The organism is Streptomyces sp. NPDC046465 (assembly GCF_040646035.1).
Classification (GTDB): Bacteria; Actinomycetota; Actinomycetes; order Streptomycetales; family Streptomycetaceae; genus Streptomyces.
Genome location: NZ_JBEYZK010000007.1, coordinates 170,849 through 193,617, shown reverse-complemented (window position 1 = coordinate 193,617; position 22,769 = coordinate 170,849). Strand labels below are relative to the sequence as shown.

The following is a 22,769-nucleotide window of genomic DNA, read 5'->3' as shown; positions in this document are numbered from 1 at the left end:
TGTGAGGGAGTGACCTGGGAATGACGCCCGGCAATAACGGCGAGAACACGCCGAGCGCGCCGCAGGGCGACGACGATCCGTTCGGCTACCTGTATGAGGACGGACAGGCGGCCGGAGCGACCCCGCCCAGCGGCGGCGGCGGATACGGGTACCCGGGTCCCCGCTCCTCGTACAACCACGTGCGGGCGGTCGGCGACCGGCGTCCGGCGTACGGCCAGCAGACCTACGGCGGCCAGCAGGCGTACGGCCAGCAGGTCCCGCAGCAGCAGGGTCAGCAAGGCCAGCACGGCCAGCACGGTCAGCAGGGCTACGGGCAGCCGAACGCCCACTACACCGCCCCCGAGGCCCAGCCCGGCGGCGCCCCCGTCGCGTCGCCGCAGTACGCGCCCGCGGGCGGCGGCCGGGGCCGGGGGCCCAACACCAAGGGGCTGCTGATCGGCGCGGTCGCCGTGGTGGCGGTCGTCGCGGTGGGCATCATCGCCGCCGTGGTCACCGGCAACGACGACGACAAGGGCGGCGACACGGGCGCGGGCGGCAAGCCGTCGCAGGCCGAGTCCGTCAAGCCCAGCGAGAAGCCGGAGAAGAAGCCCGAGAAGAAGGCCGAGCTGCCGCAGACGGACGCGAAGGCCCTCAAGCTGGAGGGCGGCACGTCCACGGCGTCCGACGTCGAAGGCGCCAAGGCCGCGGGCGGGACGTACGTGGCCGGGTTCGACAAGGTCGGCGCCCAGGTGACGTGGACCGTCAACGGCATCCCCAAGGCCGGCTCGTACAAGCTGTGGGTCAACTACGGCGTCCCCGGCAAGAACTCCAACGCCACGATCCTCGTCAACGGCAAGAAGCAGACCCGCCCCCTGAACATGGAGAACTTCTCCGGCGGGCCGGAAGGCGACTGGGAGAAGGGCTGGACGCACACCTGGGCGCTGGTCCAGCTCACCAAGGGCACCAACACGGTCACGCTCACCTGCGCCCAGAGTGACCTGTGCGGGACGACCGGAGCGAACATCGACCAGATGTGGCTCAAGGAGGCGGGCAGCGAGGGCTGACGCTCCCAGCGCCCCCCTTGAGGCTTGCGGCCACCTTCACTCCTGGGGCTACTTCAGCAGCCCCAGGAAACCCGGGCTACTTCAGCAGCCCCAGGAAACCCGCCACCGTCCCGGCCATCGCCTCGCGAGCCGGGACGAGGTATTTCCGGGGGTCGACGCCCTTCTCATGGGCGTTCAGGTAGGCGCGGACCTCGCCGGTGAACGCCGTGTTGAGGGCCGTGCCCACGTTGATCTTCACCATGCCGGAGGCGATGGCCCGCCGGATCTCGTTGTCCGGTACGCCACTTGAGCCGTGCAGCACGAGCGGTACGGGCACGGCGGCCGCGAGGGACGCGATCAACTCGTGGTCCAGGGCCGCCGTGCGCTCCGTCATCGCGTGCGAGGAGCCCACCGCCACCGCGAGGGCGTCGACGCCCGTCTCCGCGACGTACGCGACCGCCTCCCCGGCATCCGTCCGCACCCCCGGCGCGTGCGCGTCGAGCGGCGCCTCACCCTCCTTGCCGCCCACCTCGCCGAGCTCGGCCTCGATCCAGATGCCGCGCTCGCGCCCCCAGCGGACCGCGTCCGCCGTCGCCTTCACGTTGTCGCCGTACGCCAGCTTCGACGCGTCGAACATGACGGAGCTGAAGCCCTCCGGGTGCGCGGCGCGCAGCAGTTCGGGGTCCGTCACGTGGTCGAGGTGGAGGGAGAGCCGTGCGGAGGATGCGCGGGCCACCGCTGCCGTCGCCGCCGCGATGGCGGTCGGGCGGCCGCCGTGGAACTTCACCGCGTTCTCGGATATCTGCAGGATCGCGGGGGCCCCGGCCCGCTCCGCGCCCAGCGCGACCGCCTCCGCGTGCTCCAGGGTGATGACGTTGAACGCGGCGACGCCGTGCCCGGCCCCACGCGCCTCCGTGACGAGTTCTCCGGTGCTGACCAGTGGCACGTGCTCCCCAATTCCCGGGGCGCTGCGCCCCGTTGCGCGGTGCGGATACGGCTCTGCGTACGGGCCTGTGGAGGCTGTGTACGGCTCTACGTGGCTGCGGGCCCCGTCGCGGCGACCTCGACCCGCGGCAGCAGTTCGTCGTACGTGGCGGGGTCGAACTCGCCCGCCACCGGCGCCGCCACCGTCGCCGCCGACAGCGCCACGGCACGGGCCAGGCGGTCGGGCCACGGCAGGTGTTCGGCGAGCCCGGAGAGCAGCCCCGCGACCGCCGAGTCGCCGGCGCCGGTCGGGTTGCCGCGCACCCGCTCCGGGGGCCGCGCCTGCCAGGTGCCGTCCGGCGTCACCGCGACCAGCCCTTCGGCGCCGAGCGAGGCGATCACGGCGTGCGCGCCCCTGCGGCGGGCATCGCGGATGGCCTGGGCGGGCTCGTGGGAGCCGGTCAGCTCGGCGAGCTCGTCGGCGTTGGGCTTGACGATGTCGGGGCGGGCGGCGACGCCACGGCGCAGCGGTTCGCCGCTGGTGTCGAGCAGGACCGGGACGCGGGCGGTCCGTGCGGCCCGTACGAGCAGGGCGTACGCCCCGACGGGCACGCCGGGCGGCAGGCTGCCGCAGAGCGCGACCGCGGCCGTGCCCGCTCGGTGCACCAACTCCGTGTAGGAGTCCAGGAACGCGGCCCATTCGGCGGGCGTGACGGTCGGCCCCGGCTCGTTGAGCTGGGTGGTGTCGCCGGTCGTCGCGTCGACCACGGCGAGGGTGCGGCGGGTGGCGCCCGCGACCGGGGCGAGCGCGTCCGTGACGCGCGGTTCACCGGCGAGGCGCTCGTGCAGGGTGCGGCCGGTGTCGCCGCCAGCGAAGCCGGTGACCGTCACGTCGTGGCCGATGGCGGCGAGCACGCGGGCGACGTTCAGGCCCTTGCCGCCGGGGCGTTCGGTCACTTCGGTGACGCGGTGCGAGGCGTGCGGGGTGAGGGCGGGGACGCGGTAGGTGAGGTCGAGGGCGGCGTTCAGTGTGACGGTGATGATCATTCGTGCCACCCCAGAAGTGCCTTGCCGAGTACCTTGCTGCGTGCCTTGCCGAATACCTTGCCACCGGCGTTGCCACCGGCCTCTTCAGGATTCTGATCATGCCAAACGGAAGGCGGTTGGCCCAGGGGTGAGGGCCAACCGCCTTGTGTTTCACGGGTCTACGCGGGCTACGGGGGACTGATACGGGGGCTAAAAGGGCTCAACCACCCATTCGCCCTTGCGCATCACGCCCTTGAGGTCGAAGGCCGCGTCCAGGACCACCAGGTCCGCGTCCTTGCCCGGCTCCAGGGAGCCGATCCTGTCGTACTGGCCGAGGAGCCGCGCCGGGTTCACGGAGATCGCGCGGACGGTCTCCTCGACGGAAAGACCGTCGACGGTCACCGAGCGCTTGAACGCGCGGTCCTGGGTGAGGGTGGAGCCCGCGATCGAACCGCCCTCGACGAGCCGCGCCACGCTGTCCTTCACCTCGACCTCCAGCGGGCCGAGCATGTAGCGGCCGTCGCCGAAGCCCGCCGCGTCCATCGCGTCGGTGATCAGCGCGACGCGGGACGCGCCCGCGTGGTGGAAGGCCAGCTCGAAGGAGGCGGGGTGGAGATGGGTGCCGTCGTTGATCAGCTCGACGGTGATCCGCTCGTCCTCCAGGAGGGCGGCGATCGGCCCCGGGACGCGGTGGCCGAGGCCCGGCATGGCGTTGAACAGGTGCGTGGCGACGGTGGCGCCCGCGTCGATGGCCTCGACCGTCTGCTCGTACGTGGCGTCGGTGTGGCCGATCGCCGCGATCACGCCGTGCTCGGCGAGGAGCCGCACGGAGTCGATGCCGCCGGGGAGTTCGGTGGCCAGCGTGAACATCTTCGCCTGGCCGCGCGCCGCGTCCATCAGCTTGCGCACGTCGGCCGGGTCGGGGTGCCGCAGCAGGCCCTCGCTGTGCGCGCCCTTGCGGCACGGGGAGATGAACGGGCCCTCGAAGTGGATGCCCGCGAGGTCGCCCTGCTCGGCGAGTTCGCTGAGCACTCCGGCGCGCTGGGCGAGGAAGCCCATCTCGCCGGTGACGGTGGAGGCGACGACGGTGGTCGTGCCGTGCAGGCGGTGGGTGTGGATGCCCTTGAGGACGTCCTCGACGGTGCCCGACGTGAAGGACGCGCCGCCGCCGCCGTGGTTGTGGATGTCGACGAAGCCGGGGACGACCCAGTGGCCGGTGAGGTCGACGGTCTCGGCGTCCGCGGCGGGAGCCCCCGCGATACGGGCGCCGTCGACGATCACTCGGCCGTTCGTGACGGTCCCGGTGGGCAGTACCACCTGGGCACCGGCGAGAACCTTGCTAGTGGCCATCAGGTGGCTACCTCCGTGGGGTCGGATTTCCGGTCGACGGTCTTCCCGTCGTTCTTTTCGTCGTTCTTTCCGCCGACGAGGTCCCAGGCGAGCAGGCCCGCGCCCAGGCATCCGGCGGTGTCGCCGAGGGCCGCGGGGACGATCTCCGGCAGAGTCTGGAACTGCACGATGCGTGCCGTGACAGCGGCCCGCAGCGGCGTGAACAACGTTTCCCCGGCCTCGGCGAGACCGCCACCGATGATCAGCGTGTGCGGGTCCAGCAGAGTGAGGGCGGTGAGGAGGCCGTCGGCCAGGGCGTCGACGGCGTTCCGCCAGACCTCCTGGGCCCGCGGGTCGCCCGACTCCACGGCCTTCGCGCAGTCCGCGGCGTCCGCCTCCGGGTCGCCGCTCGCCTCGGCCCACGCCTTGCTCACCGCGGACGCGGAGGCCAGGCGCTCCAGGCAGCCGTACTGGCCGCAGCCGCAGGGCGGGCCGCCGGGCCGTACGACGATGTGGCCGATCTCGCCGGCCGAGCCATGGGCGCCCGGCTCGATGGCGCCGCCGATGCCGATGGCGCCCGCGATGCCGGTGCCCAGGGGGACGAACAGGAACCGGTCGGCGTCCTTGCCCGCGCCGAGCCGCCCCTCCGCGAGGCCCCCCGTGCGGACGTCGTGGCCCAGGGCCACGGGGACGCCCTCCAGGCGGGTGCTGAGGAGCTCCCGCAGGGGGACGTCGTGCCAGCCGAGGTTGGCCGCGTACACCGCGATGCCGTGCTCGGCGTCGACGATGCCGGGGACGGCGACGCCGGCCGCGGCGGCGGGTTCGCCGAAGCGGTCGATGCCGAGTGCGCGGAGGTCCGCGGCGAAGTCGAGGATGGACTCCACGACGGCGTCGGCGCCCCGCTCGCGGCCAGTGGGCCGGCGCGCCTCGTGCAGCAGGGCGCCGTCCGCCCCTACCAGGGCGGCCTTCATTCCGGTGCCGCCCACATCGAGGGCGATGACGTGTCTCACGGGGGACAGTCTCGCGCGTCACCCCGTGAGAGGTCTAGTCCACTCCGGGGTGTCTCTTTTAGCGGGGAGCCCGCGAGGTCAGGGCAGGATCACGCTGCGGGTGAGGTTTCGGGGGCGGTCCGGGTCGTAGCCGCGGGACTCCGCCAGGGCCACGGCGAGGCGCTGCGCGCGGACGAGGTCGGCCAGCGGGTCGGCCTCCTGCCGGGCGACCAGTTCGCCGCCGACGCGGGCCACGTCACCGGCGAGACCGTCGGGCAGGGTGCCGAACATCCAGGTGACCCGGCCGGGGCCGGTGATGGAGATGGGGCCGTGGCGGTACTCCATCGCCGGGTAGGACTCCGTCCACGCGCCCGCGGCCTCCCGCATCTTCAGTGCCGCTTCAAGCGCGAGCCCGTACGTCCAGCCGCGCCCGAGGAACGTCCACTGCTCCGCGCCGACGACCGCCGCGGGCAGCGGCTCGGTCACCGCGAGCTCCGCGTCGACGGCCGCCTCGGCCACCGTCTTCATGCCGGGGATGTCACCGAGCCCGGCCCGCAGGAAGGCGAGGGCGGTCGTGGCGAAGCGGGTCTGGACCACCGACTCCTCGTCGGCCCAGTCCAGGACCGCGACGGCGTCCGCCGCGTCCATGACGGGGGTCTTGGGGTCGGCGGTCAGCGCGAGGGTCGGGACCGTGCCCTTGAGCCGGGTGAGGAGTTCCAGGACCTCCGTCGTCGTACCGGAGCGGGTGATCGCGACGACCCGGTCGTAGGACCGTCCGGCGGGGAACTCGGAGGACGCGAAGGCGTCCGTCTCGCCGAGACCGGCGGCCTCGCGCAGCGCCGCGTACGCGATGGCCATGAACCACGATGTCCCGCATCCGGTGACGGCGACCCGCTCGCCGGGCTCCGGCAGCCCGTCGAAGGAGGCGGCCGCCTCCACCGCCCGTGTCCAGCAGGCGGGCTGGGTGGCTATTTCTGCTGCGGTACGCGACATGCGGCGAGGCTCCTCGTCAGTGCGGGGTTTCCGGCGTGCTGTGCATGAACGTGACGTGCATAGCAGCCGCCGGGCGGACGCGGCAATGGCGGGCCGCCCGGTGGGGCCGCTGTGGAGGCCGTTGCACAAGTGATATGCGGGTGGTGTAGACCTTGTGTCCGGACTCGGGGGAAACTCGCAGTTCAAGGGCATTGAGGCCGAGAAGCCTCGGAACGCGGAAGCAATGAGGGTGGGACAGCTGTGCAGCGGCGCGTGACAGGACTGACCGCGGCGGTGGCCGTACTGGGCATGGCGGGCGTTCTCGCCGGCTGCGGCGGGTCCGGTGACTCGGGCGACGTCACCCTCAAGCTGGTGGCCGCGGACTACGGCGACTCCGCGGAGAACAGTTCCAAGAAGTACTGGGACCAGCTGGCCCGGGGGTTCGAGAAGGAGAACCCCGGCATCAAGGTCGACGTGACCGTCCACTCCTGGAACGACGTGGACCGCGAGGTCAAGGAGAGCGTCAAGAAGGGCGACGCCCCCGACCTGGCGCAGATCGGCGCGTACGCCGACTACGCCGCGCAGGGCAAGCTCTACGAGGCCGACGAGCTCCTCTCGATCGCCACCCAGGCGGACTTCCTGGCCCCGCTCTCCCGCGCCGGCGAGGTCAACCGCATCCAGTACGGCATGCCGTTCGCCTCCTCGACCCGGCTGCTCTTCTACAACACCAAGCTCTTCAAGGACGCCAACCTCACCCCGCCGCAGAGCTGGAGCGAGCTGAAGGCGGACGCGAAGGCGCTCAAGGCGCGCGGCGTGAAGATCCCGTACGCGCTGCCGCTCGGCCCGGAGGAGGCGCCCGCCGAGACGCTGATGTGGATGCTCAGCGGCGGCGGCGGTTACACCGACAACGTCGGCTCGTACGACATCGACTCCAAGCAGAACGCGAAGACGTTCGGCTGGCTCAGGGACAACCTCGTCGGCGAGGGCCTGACCGGCCCGACGGCGCCCGGCGAGATGAACCGTGCCGAGGCGTTCGCGGCGTTCTCGCGCGGCGAGGTCGGCATGCTCAACGGCCACCCGACGCTGATGAAGATGGCGGCGAAGAAGGGCGTGAAGTTCGGCATGGTGCCGGCGCCCGGCGTCAACGGCAAAGCGCAGGCCACGATGGGCGTCGCCGACTGGATGATGGCGTTCAAGCAGAACGGTCACCGCAAGGAGGCCGGCAAGTTCCTCGACTACGTGTACAGCAAGAAGAACGTGCTCGACTTCTCCAACGAGTACGACATCCTGCCGGTGACCACGTCCGCGTCGCAGGCGATGGCCAAGGACCGCGGCCACACGGCCCTGGGCAAGTTCCTCGACGAGCTCCCGACGTCGGAGCTCTACCCGGTGGGCAAGACGTCCTGGGCCGAGGTCTCGGCGCAGATCAAGAAGGACATCGGCAAGACCGTCCAGGAGGGCGGCAACCCCGACTCGGTGCTCAAGGGCATCCAGAACCGGGCGGTCACCGAGGAGAACGCGGAGTAGAGCAGCGGAGTGGGGCGAGGCATAGCGTGTCCGCATGGATCCTCAGGAAGCTGGAGTGAGCGCTCCGGAACCGGCGGAGCTCTCCGAGCGCGACCGCGCCGTCCTCGCCCTGGAGCGCCGCTCGTGGCCGGGCCCGGGCGCGAAGGAACGCGCCATCCGTGAGGAGCTCGGCATGGTCCCGGTGCGCTACTACCAGGTACTGAACGCACTCCTGGACGACGCTCGGGCGCTCGCCCACGACCCGATTACGGTCAATCGGCTGCGCCGGGTGCGGGAGTCACGGCGCGACGAGCGCTGACGCCGTTAAGGTCGGGCCCATGGGTGACCCTACGTACGCGCAGCCCGACAGGCCCGGACGCCCCGGCCTGCCCGAGCCCGTGACGCCTGCCGGGCGGGACGGGCTCTCCGCACTCCTCGCGCGGCCCGAACGGGCCGTCGTCGCGCTGGACTTCGACGGCACGCTCGCCCCGATCGTGGCCGACCCCGAGCAGGCCCGCGCCCACCCCGACGCCGTGCCCGCGCTCGCCGCGCTCGCGCCGCGCCTGCGGTCGGTCGCCGTGGTCACGGGCCGCCCCGCGGGCGTCGCCGTCCGCTACGGCGGCTTCGCGGGCGTGGCGGGCCTTGAGCACCTCGTGGTCCTCGGGCACTACGGCGCCGAGCGCTGGGACGCCGTCACCGGCACCGTGCACGCCGCCGAAGCGCACCCCGGGGTCGCGGCGGTCCGTGCCGAGCTGCCCGGGTTCCTCGACGCGATCGACGCCTGGCGGGGCTCCTGGATAGAGGAGAAGGGCCGGGCCGTCGCCGTCCACACGCGCCGCGCGGAGGACCCGCAGGCGGCCTTCGACGCGCTGCGCGAGCCGCTCGCCGAGCTGGCGGGCAGACACGGCCTGATCGTCGAACCGGGCCGCATGGTCCTGGAGTTGCGGCCGCCCGGCATGGACAAGGGCGTGGCCCTTGAGGAGTATCTGCGCGAGGTCGGCGCCGAGTCCGTCCTCTACGCGGGCGACGACCTCGGCGATCTCCCGGCCTTCGGCGCGGTGGAGAAGCTCCGCTCGGACGGCGTCGCGGGGCTCCTCGTGTGCAGCGGCAGTACGGAAGTCACGGAGCTGGCAGGGCGGGCCGACCTGGTGGTGGACGGTCCGCCCGGTGTCGTACGGCTGCTTTCGGCGATCGGCGCTCAACTGCCCTGATCGGCGCCGATGTTGGGAGGGTCGGGGATCGGGTTGCCGAAGTAGTCGTGGCCTTCCGTGCCATCGGGGTCGTCGGGGTCGTCGGGGTCTGCGGTCCCCGTCCCGGCGCCGCGCGCCGGTGAGCCCTCCCGCAGGCGTACGTCACCGGGCTTTTCGGGGGCCGGGTCGACGAACCGGGGGTCGGCGACGACGGCGCCCGGGTCGCGGGGCTGCGCGGTGTGCCAGTACAGGTTGCCGGTGAAGGTGCTCACCGTGTCCTTGATGGGGGAGCCCGCGCCGGGCGCGCCCACGAAGACGTTGTCCTGGAAGGTGACGCCGGTGGGTCCGTTGTTGGAGACAAGGGCGGTGTCGGAGCGGTTGGTCACGACGGTGTTCCGGTAGATCCGGGTGTCCGTCGAGGCGCCGCAGACCACGGAGATCACACCGTACGGCGATGCGGTGTTGCGGTCGTTCACGCTGATGTTGTCGTGCACGCGGTTGCCATCGCTGACGGTGTCCTCGGCGTTGCAGACGAGGAGGAAGCCGCCCTCGTTGTCGTGGCTGTAGTTGTACCGGTAGACGTTGCGGTTGTTGCCGCCGTCGATGTCGTACGCCATGGAGTCGCGCGTCCCGTGGCCGCCCGTGACCTCGTTGTACTGGTAGACGACGTCGTCGGACTGCCACGCCCACAGGCCCGCGTTGTAACCGGCGGAGCGCATGTTGAAGCCGTCGACGTAGTTGCGCTCGGCCAGCGCGCCCCGGGCCTTCTGCACGACGATCGCGTCGCCGCCCACGTCGTACACCTTGTTCCGCTCGAACCGCACGCCGGTGGAGAGCCAGTTGGCGCCCTCTTCGTCGCGGCCCCAGGTGGAGGAGGTGCCGATGCCGGTGCGGTCGACGTGGCGGACGGTGGAGTCCGACACGCGCACGCCGTCGAAACGGGTGGGCCTCGCCGTGCCTTGGACGGTGAAGAGGATGCCGCCGGAGGGGTCGGGGTCCTTGAAGTCGGCGCCGTTCACGTCGTGCACGTCCACGCCGTCGACGACGAAGTGGTGGGCGACGCCGTAGTCGGTGAGCTGGACGTAGAGCCCGGCGCGGCGCCGGGTGGTGGTGGCGGGGCCGGTGTTGGAGAGGTCCAGGTTCCGGATCTCCCACTGTTCGGTGTCGACCAGGTGCAGGGCGGCGCGGGCGCCCTTGGCCTCGATGTGCGGCTTGGCCAGGCGCTTGTTCCCGTACGCGTCGATGCGCACGGGGGCGCCGGCCGCACCCGCACCTTGGGGAGCCAGCACCCCCGTGCAGCTTGTGCCCCGCTTGAGCAGGAGCCGGTCGCCGGGGCCGAAGGTGTGCCCGCTCGCCTTGGCCACGGTGCGCCACGCGGCGCTCGCGGAGGTGCCGGGCGCGGTGTCGTCGCCCTTGGCGCAGTCGACGTAGTACGCGGTGCCGGTTCGTGCGGTGCCGGTTTGTGCGGTGCCGGTTTGTGCGGCGGCGGGGGACGCGGCCGCGCCGGTGGTGGCGAGAGCGGTGAGGATCACGATGCTCGTGCTGCGGCGCAGGGTCATGCGGGGACCGTAGTGACGGTGCCCGCGCCGGGCCCATGGACAAACCGAAGCGGTCCTTGGACTGGCCGAGGTCTTCCGCCGTACTCGGTTGCCGTACTCGGTTGCCGTGCTCGGTCAGCCGGTGAGGGCCCGCAACTGGTCCAGGAACCACTGCGCGGGCGGCAGCGCCGTCGCCGCCGACGCGAGACGCTTGGTGCGCTCGGCGCGCTCGTCGTCCGGCATGGTCAGCGCCGTGTGCAGGGCGGCGGCCGTGGCCGTGATGTCGTACGGGTTCACCGTCAGCGCGTCCTCGCCCAGCTCCTCGTACGCCCCCGCCTCCCGCGAGAGCACGAGCGCGCAGCCCTCGTCGGAGACGACGGGGACCTCCTTGGCGACGAGGTTCATGCCGTCGCGGATGGGGTTGACCAGGGCCACGTCCGCCATCCGGTAGGCGGCGAGGGAGCGCGCGAAGTCGTCCTTGACGTGCAGTACGACGGGGGTCCAGCCGGGCGTGCCGTAGCGGGAGTTGATGTCGGCGGCGACCCGGGAGACCTCGTCCGTGTAGTCGCGGTAGACCGCCAGGTCCTGCCGCGACGGGTAGGCGAAGGCGACGTGCACGACGCGCTCGTGCCACTCGGGGCGGGTGTCGAGGAGCTCGCGGTAGGCCAGCATGCCCCGCACGATGTTCTTGGAGAGCTCGGTGCGGTCCACCCGGACGATCAGCTTGCGGGCCTCCCCGTCCTGCTCGCCCGCCTGCTCCCGCAGCGCCCGCATCCGCTCCTCGACGTCGTCCCGCCGCGACCGCTCCCGCAGGAAGTCCGCGTCGGCGCCGAGCCCGTGCACCCCGATCCGGGTGCCCGTGGTCCCGCCGACGATCTGTACGCAGCACTCCGTGAACGCGTCCGCCCACCGCCCGGTCAGGAAGGCGAGCCGGTCGGCGCCGAGCATCCCGCGCAGCAACTGCTCCGCGATGTCGTCCGGCAGCATCCTGAAGTAGTCGGCGGGCGCCCAGGGAGTGTGCGAGAAGTGGCCGATGCGCACGTCCTCGCGCAGCTCGCGGAGCATGCCGGGCACCAGCGCCAGGTGGTAGTCCTGTACGAGGACCGCCGCGCCCGGCGCCGCCTCCGCGGCCAGTGCCTCGGCGAAGGCGCGGTTGTACGTCTCGTACGCCGCCCACTGCGCACGGAACTCCGGTCCGAAAACCGGCTCGAGCGGGGTCTGGTAGAGCATGTGGTGGACGAACCACAGCACCGAGTTCGCGATGCCGTTGTACGCGGCCGCGTGCACGTCCGCGTCGATGTCCAGCATCCGGACGCCGTCCTCGCCGACGCCGCGCCGCACCGCCTCGCGGTCGCCGTCGCCGAGCGCCGCGCACACCCACAGGGCGTCCGCCTCGTCGCCGATGGCGCTGAGCCCGGACACCAGGCCGCCGCCGCCGCGCTTGGCGGACAGCTCCCCGTCCTCTCCCACCGTGTACGAGACGGGGCCGCGGTTGGAGGCGACCAGTACCTGCGCTGCTGACGATTCGTACTCGGAGACCATGTGGCAGAACGTAGCCCGTCCCGGGGACGGGCAAACGTACGGCCGGTGGTCAGTCCCGACGCCTGCGCCCCGCGGCGATCAGCAGCACGCCCAGGACGCACAGTGCGACCGCGATCCCGCCGTACAACAGGGCCCGGGAGTCCCCGGTCGTGGCGAGCTCACCGGCCGGGCGCCCGTGCGGCTGTCCGGGCTGCGGCGGGGCGGGGGGCGGGGCGGGGGCGGTCGCCGTGAGGTGCTTGACGACCGGCGCGGGGGCGGCTGCCGCGGTCGCCGGTGGCGCGCTGACGGCGAGCGCGCCCACCGCGACCGCGGCGGAGGCGATCCCCACCGCGCTCCGTCCGACTCTGTCCCACAACGCAGCTCTGGCCCACGCAGCTCTGGCCCACGCAGCTCTATCCCACACAGATCTATCCCACATAAGACGGAAATGTAGGCAAAGCACATCATCGGCGGAGGTTACGCCACGCGACGATGCGCATACTCGGCGATATCCGTCATCGGCGGACGCTCCTCCGTGTCGACCGCGTACGTCCGCGGCACGAACCCGTGCTCGCCCCGCTCGAACTGCGTCAGTTCGGGCCGCAGCAGATGGCCGCGGGCGAGCCGCAGCTGCGCCGTCCGGTATATCGCCGCCGCCATCCGCCCGAGCGCCTGCCCGTCCTGGTGCCGGTGCCTGCGCACCCCGACATCGACCTGCGCGAGCGCGTCAAGACCCACGGTGTGCAGCGCGTCGACGAGCAGCCCCAGCTCCACGCCGTATCCGACGGGAAACGGCAGCCGCTCGAGGAGCGACCTGCGCGCCGCGTACTCGCCGCCCAGCGGCTGGACGAACCCCGCGAGGCGCGGCCAGTGCATGTTCAGGAGCGGGCGCGCCATCAGCTCGGTCACCCGGCCGCCCTGACCCGCCGCGGCGCCGAGCGGCCGGTCGTACATGGCCTTCACGAAGGCCACGTCCGGGTCGGTGAGCAGCGGTCCCACGATGCCCGAGACGAAGTCCGCGGAGAACTCCCGAAGGTCCGCGTCGACGAAGGCCACGACGTCCCCGCCGGTCACGAGCAGTGACCGCCACAGGACCTCGCCCTTGCCGGGCACCGGTGAGATGCGCGGCAGGATCTCGTCCCGGTGGACGACCTTGGCGCCCGCCGCCGACGCGACCTCGGCCGTACGGTCCGTGGAGCCTGAGTCGATCACCACGAGCTCGTCGACCAGCGGAATCTTCTCCATCAGAGCGCGGCGGATCTCGGCGACGATCTCGCCGACCGTCCCCTCCTCGTCGAGCGCGGGCAGTACGACGCTCACCGAGGTTCCTGACGCGCGTTTGGCGGCGACCAGGAGGTCCAGCGGGCGGTCGGCGACGGACCAGGAACGCCTGCTCAGCCAGTGCTCGACCTCTTCCAGCACGGTCGCGGTCCTCCCATATGTGATCCATCTCGCGGTTCGGACGACTATCTCAAGGGTCCGGGGCTTCGGTTACAGTCTTGAACAACGCCGGTGACCATCGCATGTCGGGGGTCCCGGGCGTCACACAATCGAATACCGCTCATCCAGAGGGGCAGAGGGATACGGCCCGTTGAAGCCCCGGCAACCACCCAGCCGCGCGTCGCAAGACGCAAGTGTCACCGTGTGCGCGATCAGCGCCGCGAGGCTCCCGGCTCGGGAAGGTGCCAATTCCGTCTCGCGGCGAGATGCGTCGCGAGGAAGATGAGGAGAAAGGGCCTCGCCTCCATGGCTGTGCAGACTGTCGCCACCGAAAACACCACCTCTTCCGTAGACCTCGGCCCCGCATCGGGTCTCTCCTGCCGAGAGTGCGGCACGAAGTTCCCGCTCGGTCCGATCTTCGCGTGCGTCGAGTGTTTCGGCCCCCTCGAAGTCGCGTACGACCTGCCGCTGGGCGACCCGGAATCTCTGCGCAAGCAGATCGAGGCCGGTCCCGCCAACATCTGGCGTTATGCCCCGCTCCTGCCCGTCCCCGCCGACGTCGCCGAGAAGCCGAACCTGAACCCCGGCTGGACCAAGCTGGTCAAGGCCGACAACCTCGCGCGTGAACTGGGCGTCGACCAGGGCAAGTTGTTCGTCAAGGACGACTCGGGCAACCCCACGCACTCCTTCAAGGACCGGGTCGTCGCGCAGGCGCTCGAAGCCGCGCGTGCCTTCGGCTTCACCACCCTCTCCTGCTCCTCCACCGGCAACCTGGCGGGCGCCGTCGGCGCCGCCGCGGCCCGCGCCGGTTTCCGCTCCTGCGTGTTCATCCCGCACGACCTGGAGCAGGGCAAGGTCGTCATGGCCGCGGTGTACGGCGGCGAGCTCGTCGGCATCGAGGGCAACTACGACGACGTGAACCGCTTCTGCTCCGAGCTCATCGGCGACCCGCTGGGCGAGGGCTGGGGCTTCGTCAACGTCAACCTGCGGCCCTACTACGGCGAGGGCTCCAAGACCCTCGCGTACGAGATCTGCGAGCAGCTCGGCTGGGAGCTGCCCGACCAGCTGGTCATCCCGATCGCCTCGGGCTCGCAGCTCACGAAGATCGACAAGGGTCTGAAGGAGCTCATCGCGCTGGGCCTCGTCGAGGACAAGCCGTACAAGATCTTCGGCGCCCAGGCCGAGGGCTGTTCCCCGGTGTCGACCGCCTTCAAGGCAGGTCACGACGTGGTCCGCCCCCAGAAGCCGAACACCATCGCCAAGTCCCTCGCCATCGGCAACCCCGCCGACGGGCCGTACGTCCTGGACATCGCGCGCCGCACGGGTGGCGCCGTGGAGGACGTGAACGACGAACAGGTCGTCGAGGCGATCGAGCTGCTCGCTCGGACCGAGGGGATCTTCGCGGAGACCGCGGGCGGTGTGACGGTGGGCGTCACGCGGAAGCTGGTCGACGCCGGGCTCATCGACCCGGCCCTCACCACGGTGGTGTTGAACACCGGGGACGGGCTCAAGACGCTCGACGCGGTTGCCGAGAGGTCTCAGGCGACGGCGACGATCAAGCCGAGCCTCGACGCGTTTCGCTCCGCGGGTCTCGCCGGTTAAGTCGCCGTTGGGCCCGTCGCTCGCCGCCGACTGCGGGTCGTGGTCCGTCCTCGCGCAGTTCCCCGCGCCCCTTTCAGGGCGCCTCCCCTCCGCCCCCGTACCCCTGAGGTGAACCCATGAGTGTCAACGTCCGGATTCCCACCATTCTCCGCACCTACACCGGCGGCAAGGCCGAGGTCGCCGCCGAGGGGGCGAACCTCGGTGAGGTCATCGCCGATCTGGAGAAGAACCACACGGGCATCGCGGCCCGCGTCCTGGACGACCAGGGCAAGCTGCGCCGTTTCGTGAACGTGTACGTCAACGACGACGACGTCCGCTTCGAACAGGGCCTGGAGACGGCCACCCCGGACGGCGCGGGCGTCTCGATCATTCCGGCCGTCGCCGGCGGCTGATCCTTTTCCGCAAGAACCCTGCTTAAACCGAATTGCCCTCTCCGGTCGAGAAACGGAGGGGGCAATTCTGCATGGTTGAGCGCGGTACAGTTGGGAAGAGTGCTTCGCCGTTAATGCCGAGCGCATATACGAAGTCGGCCTGGAGCCGACAAGAAGTAGCCAAAGAGCGCTGCCCATTTGAACCTTATGTGGCTTTTGCCTGGCCCTTCTTGCCCTGAATCGTGGCGAATTCTCCGCATATTACCGATCGGGCGTGCCCAGAATTCTCGTCCGATTGACCTGTTGCAGACGGCAGTTGGACAGATACATTCAGCGGCGGTCGACGCGTTCCGGCGCACACCCCCAGCAGTGGGGGGTGAGGTCTGACCCGGGTCCGCGAAGTGCGGTCCTGTGCAAGGGCCAGTAATAGGGGAGTTAGGCATGGCTCAGGGCACCGTCAAGTGGTTCAACGCGGAGAAGGGGTACGGCTTCATCGCGGTCGACGGTGGTGCGGATGTTTTCGTCCACTACAGCGCGATCCAGATGGACGGGTACCGCACCCTTGAAGAAGGTCAGCGAGTCGAATTCGAGATCTCGCAGGGCCAGAAGGGTCCGCAGGCGGACATGGTCAAGCTCGCCGTCTAGCTCGGCGCGACCGACCACCGAAGCAAGCATCGCGAGGGGCTCGTATCCCAGCCGGGGTACGGGCCCCTCGTGTGCGTGGGGTACGCGGGGGCGCGCGCCCGGAAGCTGTCCGGGATCCAGAGAGGCGCTTGCACTCGCAGGGGTCGAGTGCTAATCATTGGGCTTAGCACTCTCCGAGTGAGAGTGACAGAACTTGGATCGGGTCGGTGAGGCCCGCAGGCCGGGTGGGGCAAGGAACCACAAGGGCTGCAGGCCGTCCGTCGCGGGCGCCGGCACGATCTGTTTGCTTGCGTTTCCTTCCCCAAGCTCTTAACGAGCTGGGGGAGACCCCATTCGTCCGGGAGGACCACTTCACATGGCCAAGATCATCGCGTTCGACGAGGAGGCACGGCGCGGCCTCGAGCGCGGCATGAACCAGCTCGCCGACGCCGTCAAGGTGACCCTGGGCCCCAAGGGTCGCAACGTCGTCCTCGAGAAGAAGTGGGGTGCCCCCACGATCACCAACGATGGTGTGTCCATCGCCAAGGAGATCGAGCTCGAGGACCCGTACGAGAAGATCGGCGCCGAGCTGGTCAAGGAGGTCGCGAAGAAGACGGACGACGTCGCCGGTGACGGCACGACGACCGCGACCGTCCTGGCCCAGGCGCTGGTCCGCGAGGGCCTGCGCAACGTGGCCGCCGGTGCCAACCCGATGGCCCTCAAGCGCGGCATCGAGAAGGCCGTCGAGGCCGTCTCGGGCGCCCTGCTCGAGCAGGCCAAGGACGTGGAGACCAAGGAGCAGATCGCTTCGACGGCCTCCATCTCCGCCGCCGACACCCAGATCGGCGAGCTCATCGCCGAGGCGATGGACAAGGTCGGCAAGGAAGGCGTCATCACCGTCGAGGAGTCGCAGACCTTCGGGCTCGAGCTTGAGCTCACCGAGGGCATGCGCTTCGACAAGGGCTACATCTCGGCGTACTTCGCGACCGACATGGAGCGTATGGAGGCGTCACTCGACGACCCGTACATCCTGATCGTCAACTCGAAGATCTCGAACGTGAAGGACCTCCTTCCGCTCCTCGAGAAGGTCATGCAGTCCGGCAAGCCGCTGCTGATCATCGCCGAGGACGTCGAGGGCGAGGCCCTGTCGACCCTGGTCGTCAACAAGATCCGTGGCACCTTCAAGTCCGTCGCCGTCAAGGCCCCGGGCTTCGGTGACCGCCGCAAGGCCATGCTCGGCGACATCGCCATCCTCACCGGTGGCACCGTCATCTCCGAGGAGGTCGGCCTCAAGCTGGAGAACGCCGGTCTCGACCTGCTCGGCCGCGCCCGCAAGGTCGTCATCACCAAGGACGAGACGACCATCGTCGACGGCTCCGGTGAGAGCGACCAGGTCCAGGGTCGCGTCAACCAGATCCGCGCCGAGATCGAGAACTCGGACAGCGACTACGACCGCGAGAAGCTGCAGGAGCGCCTGGCGAAGCTCGCCGGCGGTGTTGCGGTCATCAAGGCCGGTGCCGCGACCGAGGTCGAGCTCAAGGAGCGCAAGCACCGCATCGAGGACGCCGTTCGCAACGCGAAGGCTGCCGTCGAAGAGGGCATCGTCGCCGGTGGTGGCGTGGCCCTCCTCCAGGCCGCCTCGGTCTTCGAGAAGCTCGACCTGCAGGGTGACGAGGCGACCGGCGCCAACGCCGTGAAGCTCGCCCTGGAGGCCCCGCTCAAGCAGATCGCCGTCAACGGTGGTCTCGAGGGTGGCGTCGTCGTCGAGAAGGTGCGCAACCTGACCGTCGGCCACGGCCTGAACGCCGCGACCGGTGAGTACGTCGACATGATCGCCGAGGGCATCCTCGACCCGGCGAAGGTCACGCGCTCTGCCCTGCAGAACGCCGCGTCCATCGCCGCGCTGTTCCTCACCACCGAGGCCGTCATCGCCGACAAGCCGGAGAAGGCGGGCGCTGCCCCGGCCGGCGGCGGCATGCCGGGCGGTGACATGGACTTCTGAGCCTCTTCGGCTCGGTAGGCCAGTCTTCACGTACCGAGGGCGGCACCCCCATCGCAGGGGTGCCGCCCTCGGGCGTTTTGAGCCTGTGGTTCAGCGTTCGTAGTGGTAGCGGCAGGCGGCGATGCGGACCTCGTCCTCGACGACCTTGTAGACCAGCCGGTGCTCGTCGGTGATGCGCCGGGACAAGTACCCATGGAATCCGTGCTTCAGAGCCTCGGGTTTGCCGATGCCCTCATCGGGGCCGTTGCGGGCGATGTCCTGGAGGAGAGTATTGATGCGCTTCAGTACCTTGCGCTCCTGCTCCTGCCACCGGACGTAGTCGGCCCAGGCCCTCTCTTGCCAGACGAGCTTCAATCGAGCAGCTCCCTGACCGTGCCGCCGCCGTTCTCCAAGTCCTCGATGGCGGCCAGAATGCGCCGCGCGTTCTCCGGGCTGCGCAGCAGGTACGCCGTCTCCTTCAAGGACTCGTACTCGTCGAGCGCCACGATGACGACCGGTTCGCGGCCCGCGCGGGTCACTATGACCTCTTCGCGGTCGTCGACCACCGCGTTGAGCGTCTCGGCATAGTTGGCCCGGGACTCGGTGTAGGTCATGGTGCGCATCGCTGCCTCCTCAGGGCGTACGGATGTACGGGATCCTGTACGTACAGGAAATTGTACGACCGCTCGCCTGTGCCCGGCTACGGCAGGCGGGCCATGATCCAGGTGCAGAGTTCCTCGGTCACCGTCGTGTGGCCCTCGTTCTGGGAGGCGCAGAGGAACTCGTCCAGTTCGCTCTCCTCCTCCGCCGAGGCCGTGACCGGGCCGTACAGCTTCTCGTGCGTGTCGATGTCGCGCAGTGCGATCGCGCTGACCACCGGTACGAAGCAGTGCTCGCGGATGTCCGCCTCGGAGCCGAGACCGATGAGCGCCGGGATCTTGTCCAGCTCGTCGGCGAGGATGCCGAAGCCCTCCAGGGTGCCGCCCGGCGCGCCGTCCATCTCCGGCAGGCCCGACGTGTGGATCTGCGGCTTGCGCAGCGTCACCACCCGCAGTTGCGCGATGAGTTGACGCTCGCCCGCGGGCTGCGTGTGCAGCCGGGTGCCGGTGATCGCCAGGCCCTTGCCGTGGAAGGCCCTCTCCCCGCCGCGGATCCCGTTCCCCTCGCCGGTGCGCACCCCGTTGGCCACGCCGATCTTGCGGGGCCGCCTCGGCCAGCCCCCGACCCGCTCCAGCTCGGCGAGGAACTCCACCCGCTCCTTGTCCGTCTCCGGGCTGTCGTCCCATTCGGAGATGTGCTGCCACAGCAGCTGCCGGGCGGCAGGGCTGTTCATCTGGTTCGAGAACGCCGCGTTGAGCCGCCGGATGTAGTGCGCGAACGACTGAAGCGCGAGGGGGACCCACGCGCCCCGGTGCGGGCTGTCGAAGGAGAAGTACAGGGCGGTCTGGTGGTCGTTCTCCTCGCCGCCGTCGTGCTCCATCTTTGCCAGCGCGTAGCGGGTGACGAGGCCGCCCATGCTGAAGCCGCCGACGGTCAGCGGGTGGTCGCCCCTGCGGCGCGCTATCGCCTCCAGGATCGCGGCCCGTACGACCTGCGCGTTGTCCAGGATGGAGGCGCTGCGCTCGTCGTAGCCGATCAGTACGACGTCGTAGCCGCGCCGGCGCAGCTCGCCGATGAACGGGTACGGGCCGCACTCCAGGATCTCCCACGAGAAGTTCAGCTCGCTGGGCCCGCTGCTGAACCCGTCGCCGATGATCACCGGCCGGGTCAGTCCCCGCTCGGTGTCGGCGAGGTACACCCAGGCCCTGCCGTTCGGCAGCGCCCACTCGTCGTCCGGCTCCGGTGCCTCGGTCGGCTGCTCCCTGGCCTCCTTGGAACCGGGCGCCAGGGTGACGCGGGCGGCGGCTCCGAAGGCGGCGGAGATCTGTGAATCGGCGGGCTCGTGGGGTTCGTTCGACGCGGTGGGCTTGGACATGAGGGTCCCCTCGGGTGCGTGGTCGGTGGTCGGTGGTCGCTAGTCGTGGGCGTACCGGTTACGTGCGGTGCCATCTTTGGTACGTCCGGTAGTCGTCCGGTAGTCGTCGGGCAGGGGGCGCGGGGCCTTTCGGACAGGGCGGGTTCGGCCGGTTACGGGTGGGGCGCGAGGGGGTCGGCCGTCTGGCCAGGGGGGCGGGAACGGGTGTGTCGGGAGTGCGGGTCCGGGTGGCGGCGCGTCGGCCAACTTCGCCTTGCGGCGGGGGTGAAGGGGCCGGTGGTGAGGCGCGGAAGTATGTCGCGAAGGTGCCTGGGCCCCGTTCCGGGGCATCACGGGTGACTTCGGTGGGCCGGGGCCTTTGATGGTTCCCGGGGCCGCCCGGCTTTTTGCGGAGTGTGGCGGTTCCGGGCCGCCAGTAAAGGGCGCTCCGCTGCGCTCCGCGTCGGCTGCGCCGATGGCCCTTCGGCCCACCCTTGACTGCCGCCCCTACACCGCACGTGAACTTTGACCCGGACGCCCAGGGGTGGGGGCTGCGGACTCCTCTGCTCGGGCCATCACCTTTCACTGCCGGGTGCGGACCGGCCCAACGTGAGCGCGGGCTACGGAAGGCGCTCGGCCAGCCGCCCGGCTTCGCCGCTCGGGCCATCCCCGCCCGCTGCCGGGTGCGGACCGGCCCAACGTGGGTCCCCGTCACGGTCGAGACGCCGCCGGGCACGCGGAATGAATGGCGAGATCGGCCGCTCCCGGACATCTACTTTGGAAAAGTTGCGAAGCAGACCGCCGCGCGCCCCCCTGTCGGAGGGAGTGCGCCCCCCATCGCCATCAGGTACACGGGCCATGACAATGCCGTTGGGGAGGGCGCGCGGGGTGTGGTCGGGGGGCGCGCGGCGAAACGATTCGCAACTTTCCCAAAGTAGATGTCCGGGGGCGGGGCCAGCATGCTCGTCGGTGCCTCGACCCTCACGGCCGCCCACGTTGGGCCGGTCCGCACCCGGCAGCGGGCGGGGATGGCCCGAGCGGCGTGGCCGGGGACCGCGCTCAGACCGTAGCCCGCGCTCACGTTGGGCCGGTCCGCACCCGGCGATGAAAGGTGATGAACCGAGCAAGGCCCCCCGTCGGCCCCACCCCTGGCCGTCCGGGTCAAAGTTCACGTGCGGTGGAGGGGCGGCAGTCAAGGGTGGAGCGGAGCGGAATCGGCGTAGCCGACGCGACCGCAGGGAGCGCCCTTTACTGGCGGCCCGGAACCGCCACACTCCGCAAAAAGCCGGGCGGCCCCAGTACCGTTCGTTGCCGGGCTTCGTCAGGCGTGCTTGATGTTCGTGACGAAGACGGACCAGGCAGAGGCTTGGAACATGAGCTTCGGCCCCGTGGGGTTCTTGGAATCCCGGACGGGGACGAGGTTCGGATCTGGGTTGTTCCGGTGCCCGTCGGCTACTTCGAGGCAGTCGCTGCCGTCTCCGGCGCTGTACGGGTGTGGTTCCTCATGGTCGTAATCGTGCGCCACCGACTCGATTAGGGCCAGAGAAGCCTTGGGTGAAAGCCCCAACGCCTGCAAGAGGTTGAACGTCATGGTGTGGCGAGCCACCGTCGCGGGGTCATCGATCAGCCTGCCTGTGTCCAGCCCTTCGACGAAGCAGAGGGGTGGGGCATCCGCGAACTCCATGAGCTTCAGGGAGCGGCCCATTCCCGCGTGCGCCTCGGCGCTGAACGGCAGCACCTGCAGAATGATTCGATGTCGACGTGCCAGCTCGGCAACGCGACGGAGCGCCTCGGCCATGACGGCCCGACCGCCGACCGGGCGGCGGAGCGCGGCCTCGTCGAGAACTACCCACAACAACGGTGCTGTTGAGTCCTCGATCAGGCGACCGCGATCCATGCGCGTCGCCACCAGGTCCTTGATCTCATCGGCCGTGGCCTCGGGCCGGTAGGGCCGGAACAGGGCGGCAGCGTATGCCGGTGTCTGGAGCAGGCCTGGGACCAGCAGCGGCAGGTAGTGCTTGATGGTCGTGGCGGCCGTCTCCATCTCCGCCGCCTCCGCGAAGTGATCCGGGTACTTGGACTTGGCCAGGGCGCCGCAAACGCGTACCGGCCTCCAACTGTCCGATGAACGAACCGCTCACGAAGAGCGGCGAGCCCAGCGCCTCCTGGCTGAGTCCGACCCGTTCGCGGGCGTGGCGGAGCTCCGCGCCGAGGTCTTTGGGGCGGGCCATGGGGCAACTCCTCGATGAACACGGGGGGTTGTTGGGTCGCCTGCGTTGTTCAGCGTACGCAGACTCGGACACGCTGGGTGAGGAAAAGGCAACACTCGGTGGGAGAGGCAGAGATGATGGCGCTGACGGCGGAGGAACGTATGCGGGCGGCGGAGGAGGCCGTACGGCAGGTGAGGGCGGCACTCACAGGCGTGGGGATCACGTTGCCGTCGCTGCGGGTGGACCCGCTGAGCGTGACGGAGGGTGCGCTGCCGCTCGTGGAGTTGGGGCGCTGCAACCTCGACACGGCGCTGCGCCTTGCGGCGGTGCTGGAGGAGGCGCGGTGAGCGAGGACCCCTGTGTGCCGGAGACGGGGACGTTCGCGGTCGACTTCAGGGACGGGAGTGTCGGGCAGGTGATGGGCTGCGAGGGCGGGCTGGTGCAGCTGAGGCCGATCGGGGGCGGCCGGGAGTGGGACTGCCCGCCGGCTTCGGTGAGGGAGGCGCCGCCGGTGGAGGTGCTGCGGGAGCGGGTGCGGCAGGTGAACCGGGAGGGGCGGCTGCCGTGACC

General features: G+C 70.5%; 22 protein-coding genes, 2 pseudogenes and 1 riboswitch. Of the genes and pseudogenes, 10 read left to right on the top strand and 14 right to left on the bottom strand.

The features are described 5' to 3' along the window. Nucleotides 1–20: 20 nt before the first annotated feature. On the top strand, nt 21–1,043 hold the full coding sequence (locus ABZ953_RS13260; protein ID WP_361721489.1) for a carbohydrate-binding protein: 1,023 nt from the start codon (nt 21–23) through the stop codon (nt 1,041–1,043). Nucleotides 1,044–1,119: 76 nt separating this feature from the next. Here the strand turns inward: ABZ953_RS13260 and ABZ953_RS13255 are convergent, their stop codons facing one another. The 5 genes from ABZ953_RS13255 to ABZ953_RS13235 form a co-directional block, all read right to left on the bottom strand. Further along, nucleotides 1,120–1,968 carry a class II fructose-bisphosphate aldolase gene (locus ABZ953_RS13255; RefSeq protein WP_361721486.1) on the bottom strand — a complete coding sequence of 283 codons (849 nt, stop codon included), beginning with the start codon at nt 1,966–1,968 and terminating at the stop codon, nt 1,120–1,122. An 86-nt stretch (nt 1,969–2,054) separates the two neighbouring features. After that, nucleotides 2,055–2,993 (bottom strand): 1-phosphofructokinase family hexose kinase, encoded by a 939-nt coding sequence (locus ABZ953_RS13250; protein WP_361721483.1) that lies wholly within the window; start codon nt 2,991–2,993, stop codon nt 2,055–2,057. 189 nt (nt 2,994–3,182) lie between these two features. After that, nucleotides 3,183–4,322, bottom strand: a complete 1,140-nt coding sequence (gene nagA, locus ABZ953_RS13245) for an N-acetylglucosamine-6-phosphate deacetylase (protein ID WP_361721480.1) — start codon at nt 4,320–4,322, stop codon at nt 3,183–3,185. Beyond that, on the bottom strand, nt 4,322–5,311 hold the full coding sequence (locus ABZ953_RS13240; RefSeq protein WP_361721477.1) for an ROK family protein: 990 nt from the start codon (nt 5,309–5,311) through the stop codon (nt 4,322–4,324). The genes nagA and ABZ953_RS13240 overlap by 1 nt, the downstream gene beginning before the upstream one ends. Before the next feature lie 78 nt (nt 5,312–5,389). After that, entirely contained in the window at nt 5,390–6,283 is an 894-nt protein-coding gene (locus tag ABZ953_RS13235) for a sugar isomerase (RefSeq protein WP_361721474.1), read from the bottom strand. 288 nt (nt 6,284–6,571) lie between these two features. On the opposite strand from ABZ953_RS13235, the gene ABZ953_RS13230 reads away from it, so the two are divergent. From ABZ953_RS13230 to otsB, 3 genes are read left to right on the top strand one after another with little or no spacing between them, the layout of a single operon-like run. Next, complete coding sequence (locus ABZ953_RS13230; protein WP_361721909.1) at nt 6,572–7,789, top strand: extracellular solute-binding protein; 1,218 nt, start codon at nt 6,572–6,574, stop codon at nt 7,787–7,789. A gap of 34 nt (nt 7,790–7,823) precedes the next feature. After that, a complete protein-coding gene (locus tag ABZ953_RS13225; RefSeq protein ID WP_361721471.1) occupies nt 7,824–8,087 on the top strand; it encodes a DUF3263 domain-containing protein in 264 nt (87 codons plus the stop codon). Nucleotides 8,088–8,106: 19 nt separating this feature from the next. After that, a complete protein-coding gene (gene otsB, locus ABZ953_RS13220) occupies nt 8,107–8,979 on the top strand; it encodes a trehalose-phosphatase (protein ID WP_361721468.1) in 873 nt (290 codons plus the stop codon). On the opposite strand, the gene ABZ953_RS13215 is transcribed toward otsB, so the two are convergent. The 4 genes from ABZ953_RS13215 to ABZ953_RS13200 all read right to left on the bottom strand — a co-directional run bounded on the left by ABZ953_RS13215 (nt 8,967) and on the right by ABZ953_RS13200 (nt 13,439). Then, the gene (locus ABZ953_RS13215; RefSeq protein WP_361721465.1) at nt 8,967–10,517 is read right to left on the bottom strand and encodes a right-handed parallel beta-helix repeat-containing protein; all 1,551 of its coding nucleotides are present in this window, start codon (nt 10,515–10,517) and stop codon (nt 8,967–8,969) included. The genes otsB and ABZ953_RS13215 overlap by 13 nt on opposite strands. Nucleotides 10,518–10,631: 114 nt before the next feature. Then, the gene (locus ABZ953_RS13210) at nt 10,632–12,038 is read right to left on the bottom strand and encodes a trehalose-6-phosphate synthase (protein ID WP_361721462.1); all 1,407 of its coding nucleotides are present in this window, start codon (nt 12,036–12,038) and stop codon (nt 10,632–10,634) included. A 49-nt stretch (nt 12,039–12,087) separates the two neighbouring features. After that, the gene (locus ABZ953_RS13205) at nt 12,088–12,366 is read right to left on the bottom strand and encodes a hypothetical protein (RefSeq protein ID WP_361721459.1); all 279 of its coding nucleotides are present in this window, start codon (nt 12,364–12,366) and stop codon (nt 12,088–12,090) included. A gap of 128 nt (nt 12,367–12,494) precedes the next feature. Continuing rightward, complete coding sequence (locus ABZ953_RS13200; RefSeq protein WP_361721456.1) at nt 12,495–13,439, bottom strand: glucosyl-3-phosphoglycerate synthase; 945 nt, start codon at nt 13,437–13,439, stop codon at nt 12,495–12,497. Between the two features lie 136 nt (nt 13,440–13,575). After that, nucleotides 13,576–13,746: riboswitch (SAM riboswitch) on the top strand. 17 nt (nt 13,747–13,763) lie between these two features. On the opposite strand from ABZ953_RS13200, the gene thrC reads away from it, so the two are divergent. The 4 genes from thrC to groL all read left to right on the top strand — a co-directional run bounded on the left by thrC (nt 13,764) and on the right by groL (nt 18,056). Further along, nucleotides 13,764–15,059, top strand: coding sequence for a threonine synthase (thrC, locus tag ABZ953_RS13195; RefSeq protein WP_361721453.1), 1,296 nt, complete (start codon nt 13,764–13,766; stop codon nt 15,057–15,059). Nucleotides 15,060–15,175: 116 nt separating this feature from the next. Next, complete coding sequence (locus tag ABZ953_RS13190) at nt 15,176–15,451, top strand: MoaD/ThiS family protein (RefSeq protein ID WP_150217764.1); 276 nt, start codon at nt 15,176–15,178, stop codon at nt 15,449–15,451. 420 nt (nt 15,452–15,871) lie between these two features. Further along, the gene (locus ABZ953_RS13185; protein WP_005315736.1) at nt 15,872–16,075 is read left to right on the top strand and encodes a cold-shock protein; all 204 of its coding nucleotides are present in this window, start codon (nt 15,872–15,874) and stop codon (nt 16,073–16,075) included. 355 nt (nt 16,076–16,430) lie between these two features. Beyond that, nucleotides 16,431–18,056 carry a chaperonin GroEL gene (groL, locus tag ABZ953_RS13180; RefSeq protein WP_355807995.1) on the top strand — a complete coding sequence of 542 codons (1,626 nt, stop codon included), beginning with the start codon at nt 16,431–16,433 and terminating at the stop codon, nt 18,054–18,056. Between the two features lie 90 nt (nt 18,057–18,146). On the opposite strand, the gene ABZ953_RS13175 is transcribed toward groL, so the two are convergent. The 5 genes and pseudogenes from ABZ953_RS13175 to ABZ953_RS13155 all read right to left on the bottom strand — a co-directional run. Further along, nucleotides 18,147–18,410, bottom strand: coding sequence for a Txe/YoeB family addiction module toxin (locus ABZ953_RS13175; RefSeq protein WP_361721449.1), 264 nt, complete (start codon nt 18,408–18,410; stop codon nt 18,147–18,149). After that, nucleotides 18,407–18,658 carry a type II toxin-antitoxin system prevent-host-death family antitoxin gene (locus tag ABZ953_RS13170; RefSeq protein ID WP_361059127.1) on the bottom strand — a complete coding sequence of 84 codons (252 nt, stop codon included), beginning with the start codon at nt 18,656–18,658 and terminating at the stop codon, nt 18,407–18,409. Before ABZ953_RS13170 ends, ABZ953_RS13175 begins: the two co-directional genes overlap by 4 nt. Before the next feature lie 77 nt (nt 18,659–18,735). Next, nucleotides 18,736–20,010, bottom strand: coding sequence for a hypothetical protein (locus tag ABZ953_RS13165; protein ID WP_361721446.1), 1,275 nt, complete (start codon nt 20,008–20,010; stop codon nt 18,736–18,738). 1,300 nt (nt 20,011–21,310) lie between these two features. Next, a pseudogene (locus ABZ953_RS13160) lies at nt 21,311–21,466 on the bottom strand (DUF397 domain-containing protein); the annotation flags it as partial. A 15-nt stretch (nt 21,467–21,481) separates the two neighbouring features. Continuing rightward, nucleotides 21,482–22,220 (bottom strand): annotated as a pseudogene (locus tag ABZ953_RS13155) (helix-turn-helix transcriptional regulator); the annotation flags it as partial. A 116-nt stretch (nt 22,221–22,336) separates the two neighbouring features. On the opposite strand from ABZ953_RS13155, the gene ABZ953_RS13150 reads away from it, so the two are divergent. Both ABZ953_RS13150 and ABZ953_RS13145 read left to right on the top strand, forming a co-directional pair. Beyond that, nucleotides 22,337–22,546 carry a hypothetical protein gene (locus tag ABZ953_RS13150; protein WP_361721906.1) on the top strand — a complete coding sequence of 70 codons (210 nt, stop codon included), beginning with the start codon at nt 22,337–22,339 and terminating at the stop codon, nt 22,544–22,546. After that, the gene (locus ABZ953_RS13145; protein ID WP_361721443.1) at nt 22,543–22,767 is read left to right on the top strand and encodes a hypothetical protein; all 225 of its coding nucleotides are present in this window, start codon (nt 22,543–22,545) and stop codon (nt 22,765–22,767) included. The genes ABZ953_RS13150 and ABZ953_RS13145 overlap by 4 nt, the downstream gene beginning before the upstream one ends. Nucleotides 22,768–22,769: the final 2 nt, after the last annotated feature.